The sequence below is a fragment of the Microseira sp. BLCC-F43 genome, from assembly GCF_041929235.1.
Lineage (GTDB): Bacteria > Cyanobacteriota > Cyanobacteriia > Cyanobacteriales > Aerosakkonemataceae > Microseira.
This window is the reverse complement of sequence record NZ_JBHFNP010000350.1, coordinates 1-4,370: the sequence shown is the minus strand read 5'-3', so window position 1 is coordinate 4,370 and position 4,370 is coordinate 1. Positions and strand designations below refer to the sequence as shown.

Sequence of the window (4,370 nt, the reverse complement as noted above, 5' to 3'; positions counted from 1 at the left end):
GGGGCACGGCAATCATAAAATCTTCTCTTGTACCGAATGTTTCTGCTGCCGTGCCCCTACACACAAACCTTTGGGGCACGGCAATCATAAAATCTTCTCTTGTACCGAATGTTTCTGCTGCCGTGCCCCTACACACAAACCCAGTTTATAGGCAATAATTTACCTAAAAAAATACCTTTAAAAGAAACCCGGTTTCTTTAAGAAACCGGGTTTCTAGCAATTATGGCAGAATTCGCAAGGTGATGTGAACGGTACCATTAGCAGCTTGGGAAGGACGCCAGGTGGTGAGTGCGCGCTTAATTATCTCCACCACTTCCGCATCTTTCAGCGTTGAAGCTTCCTCATCTAACATTATCTGCTTCACGCGACCTTTGACTACTTTGAACTCGAAGACAATTTCGCCACTATTACCAGAAGGAAATTGCAACAGTTGTAGATGTTGGGTGAGAGCATTAATCGATGCTTGATCTAATCCCGTGATGCTGATAACTTGCAACTTGCGATCGCGTGCTTTTGGTGTTGCAGGAGGCATCGATACAGGCTCAAACATGCACGCTAAACTAGGTTCTACGTTAACGATATCAGGAGCGATCGAGAAAAGCTCAAATGAGTCAGATTCCTGCTCCATCCAATCTGTGGCGCTATTGTTAATCGCTAACGATTGTGGAACCGATCTTGCCTTTTTGTGGTAACTTTGCGATGGCGCTCTTGCAGACATTGGCGCTGCCGGAGGTGAAGCAGCATCAGCTTCTCCAAAAATACCTTCGTAACTAACACCTTCAGGCATTTCTACAGGCACTTGCACGGTAATTTTCTCACCTTCAGAATCGACGCGCACATCTTCGCTAACGGCGACAAATGCCGTATATTGCGATAACAATTGATAAGTTAACGCTGTTTCGGTAACTGCTTCTACTCCCGCTTTGGTGTCGTAACTCACCATTTGTTTCGTTAGGTCTTTAATGCGCGCCCGTCCCCAAAGCTGTGCAATAGCTGGATTACCCGTTTCGTCAAAATTGAGGTGAAACGTCTTTTCATAGCGTTTACCGCCCGCAGCGATGCCGCCAATCTGCAATTTTCCAGCAATACCATCCTGTTTGCGTCCAAACAAAACTAACGGCTGTTCGGCAAATAAATCGGGTGCGACGGCAGGATAAATCGCTGGATTTTCTCCCGTACCTTCCCAAGTTATTTGAATATTTATCAGTACGGGATTGTTGATTTGCCGGAAGAACTTTTCAGCTACTTCTTCAGTTGGTTCATCGTGACGAATAATGCGAGATGTTCCTCGTCCAATTTCGGCAACGCGATTTAAGAAAAATCGATTCACCGAACTGCCAGCGCCGAAACTATAAAGGCGATTTCCCGATTGCAGGTGCTTTTGGACTTCTGCCAAAATTTCATTTTCGTTGCCAATGTAACCATCGCTTAGCAATACAACGCTCCGCAAGCGTCCTGGTGGTGTTGGGACATTAATCGCGGCGCGAATACCGCTGAGCATTTCCGTAGCACCGCCAGCTTGTAGGTTGTTGATGTAGTTAATTGCTTTAGCACGATTTTCGGGAGTATTTGGTAACGGTGTGGGAGATAATTGCCTGACACTATTGGAAAAATCGAGAATCGAAAAAGTGTCGTAAGGGTTCAATCCATTGATGAATCGTCGCATTAATTCCTGACATTTCATCAGCGGATCGCCTTGTTGAGAACCGGAAGTATCGACCAGGAATACAACATCTTTTGGCACTATTTCATTGGTGCTATATTCCAAAGCGGGAATCAGATAAATGGCGAAGTGTCCGCCGCGAGAATCTGACTGAGTTAGTACGGTAGCTTGCGTATTGTTACCGGCAATTTGATAGCGCAGAATTAAATCTTTGTTGGGAATTGTGTCTTCGCCGCCTAATTTTACCCGCACAATTTGACCCCCCTGTGTCCCCCCTGCGAGGGGGGAGGATAAGGATTGACCCCCCTGTGTCCCCCCTGCAAGGGGGGAGGATAAGGATTGATCCCCTCCTGCGAGGGGGGAGGAATTTAGGTGTTCTATGCGGATTTGATGGGAAGGCGATCGCACATCTTTTATCGCCACCCCTGCATCAATTTCTACCGTTACGTTAATGTCATGTCCCGAACGAGTTCCAGGGGGTAAAATTGGCGCGTTGAGACGCTCAGCATCGGGTACGCGATCGCTATCCTCGTTTAATGTCATCGGTGCAGTTGCGGTGGCGCTAGTAGCATTTGGAGCGATGGGAGTTCCGGGAATATAGCGAGGCCCGACAACCATTGGAAAGACGAATTCGTAATCGCCACCCTCGAATTTTAAGCTATCGGTATAGCGAATTGTGACATCAATTTCTTCGCCGGGTTTGATGTTAGCAAGAGATTGGGTAAAGATATTGTCTCGTTCTTGTTCTAATAACCCAGCGGTGCGACCTTGTTGTTTAGCTTGTTCGTAAATTGCTACCGCTTCCTCGCGTTTTTTGATGTTGCCTTTGATGATGCGAACGCCTATTTTTATCTCCATATCATCCACCGCAGCTTCATCAGGTAGCGGGAAGACATACACCGCTTCCAAAGTCGCCGTGAAGGGGTTTTGAAATTTTTGCGTCACCTCGACTCGCGACAAGTTTCCAGCAACTTTAGCCTCAACTTCGGTATGTTTCAAAGGAAAAACTAACTGCTGTCCTTCGCGGGATTGGACATATAACCCGCCTAACTGATGGTTTTTGCTTCCAACGGTATTCATAAACAACTCTCCTTTTTATCACAGTGAATCAATTCTCGCGATTGCTGCCTCACGCGACGATTCATCGCTGCTTGCTGCTTGTATGAAACCAAGCTAACTGCCGCAGCTGTAGGTCATCACCTAACCAGTGTTAGGAATTTTGTTAGGATGTTGGGAAGCAAGTGAGGAGAAATTTTCACTATGGCATCTAACCCAGAACCGTTTGCACAAGCTAAAAACGACTGGAATCTAGAAAAGCTTTACCAAGATCTCGCCGCTGCCAAAACGCAATTTACTGGTAAACCCAAACAACTAACTCCCGTAGAAATGGGTTGCTTGCGGGGGTTGCTTTGCGGTTATGGTTCTACTGAAATCGCAGCCCAACTGAATCGGGAACCCAGGGGAGTGCGAGTGGACTTATCCAGGGGGTTGTATCGTTACGTAGAAATACTCACCCTACGACCCACCAACAGCCTAAAAGACTGGAGAGATGTTGCTAAATGGCTTGAAGAAGCAGGATATAAAACTCGTTTTAATCCTGTTTCTGGAACGATTAATGATTCGCTAATCAAAATCGTTGATGTTTCCCTAGAAGGAAATAGCAATTCTCCAATCGTTGACCTTAAAGTTCGCAATATTGGCAGTCACGTGGCTTTTCTGAAAAGCACTAAGTTTTTGTTTAGCAATGCTTGGGTTCTCAAAAGCTGGATTATCCTTGCTCCTGCCAAACCTGCTAGGTCTGCTATCGAATCTCTGGTTGAATTTGATGAGCTTCCATCATTCAGTAGACCCGTTACACCTAGTTATAATTATGAAGTAAATTTGCCAGAGTTTTTACATTTTAATCTTGAGATGCCGTGCTTGTTTGAGGAAGATGCTTTAGATAATAACCATCAATTTTTTCTCAATAAATCTGTCTATACCCAGGAGTTTAAGATTTCCCAGTGCGTTGCTTCCAATGATGTGGATCGATTTACCTTTACTTTGTCTATGCCTAAAACTAGCCAGCAATTGATAAGCGATCGCCAGCTTTCTTACCTAATTTATACCTCTTATATTTATCATTTCAATCTAGAACTTGTTTATGATGAAGATGATAAAACCGTTCAAAGCTCCCCGCTAATCCTTTGGCTAGATCCTCATTTGCCTCAAAATGGAGAAATACGCTACTTTTTTGCGGATTTTGCCGCCAAATTACGCAAATTGAATTTACCTGAAGAAATTCAAGAATACAGTCGGCGTAATCAAGAAGTAATTTCAGAAATTCACAAACTAGAAGCAATTAAAAGTGTATCGTTGAGTCAAATGATTCAGGAATATTATAATTTTACTGAAAAGCGAAAAAATCCATCCTTATTACGTCGTTTATTTGGAGATATTTCTAAATAGCGATATGCCAAGGGCACGCTACGCGATCGCATGGGGGGCGGGTTTATTTGAGCTATCTGTATTAGGCAGATATCATCGGTATAGCGGATTGCAGTCGGATGAGGGACACCTTCGTTTGTCAAGCGCGCACCCATAATGGTGCGCGCATGAAAAACATTGCCGATTTTTCAGTACCACACACAAAAAACAAATAGCAGTAAAACCCGCCCCAACAACCAAATTTTACAAAAAAAAAAAACCCCCAGATGAAAAAAAGGTA

General features: G+C 44.4%; 2 protein-coding genes. One reads left to right on the top strand and one right to left on the bottom strand.

Going from position 1 to position 4,370, the window contains the following annotated elements; all coding sequences use genetic code 11:
- Positions 1 to 220: 220 nt before the first annotated feature.
- A complete protein-coding gene (locus ACE1CM_RS46450) occupies positions 221 to 2,743 on the bottom strand; it encodes a VIT domain-containing protein (protein WP_374886414.1) in 2,523 nt (840 codons plus the stop codon).
- Positions 2,744 to 2,923: 180 nt separating this feature from the next.
- Here ACE1CM_RS46450 and ACE1CM_RS46445 point away from each other — a divergent pair, with 180 nt between their 5' ends.
- A complete protein-coding gene (locus ACE1CM_RS46445; RefSeq protein ID WP_374886413.1) occupies positions 2,924 to 4,111 on the top strand; it encodes a hypothetical protein in 1,188 nt (395 codons plus the stop codon).
- Positions 4,112 to 4,370 lie beyond the last annotated feature (259 nt).

Coding starts and splice junctions, on each gene's coding strand:
- ACE1CM_RS46450 (WP_374886414.1), bottom strand. CDS start 2,743: ATGAATACCGTTGGAAGCAAAAACCATCAGTTAGGCGGGTTATATGTC.
- ACE1CM_RS46445 (WP_374886413.1), top strand. CDS start 2,924: ATGGCATCTAACCCAGAACCGTTTGCACAAGCTAAAAACGACTGGAAT.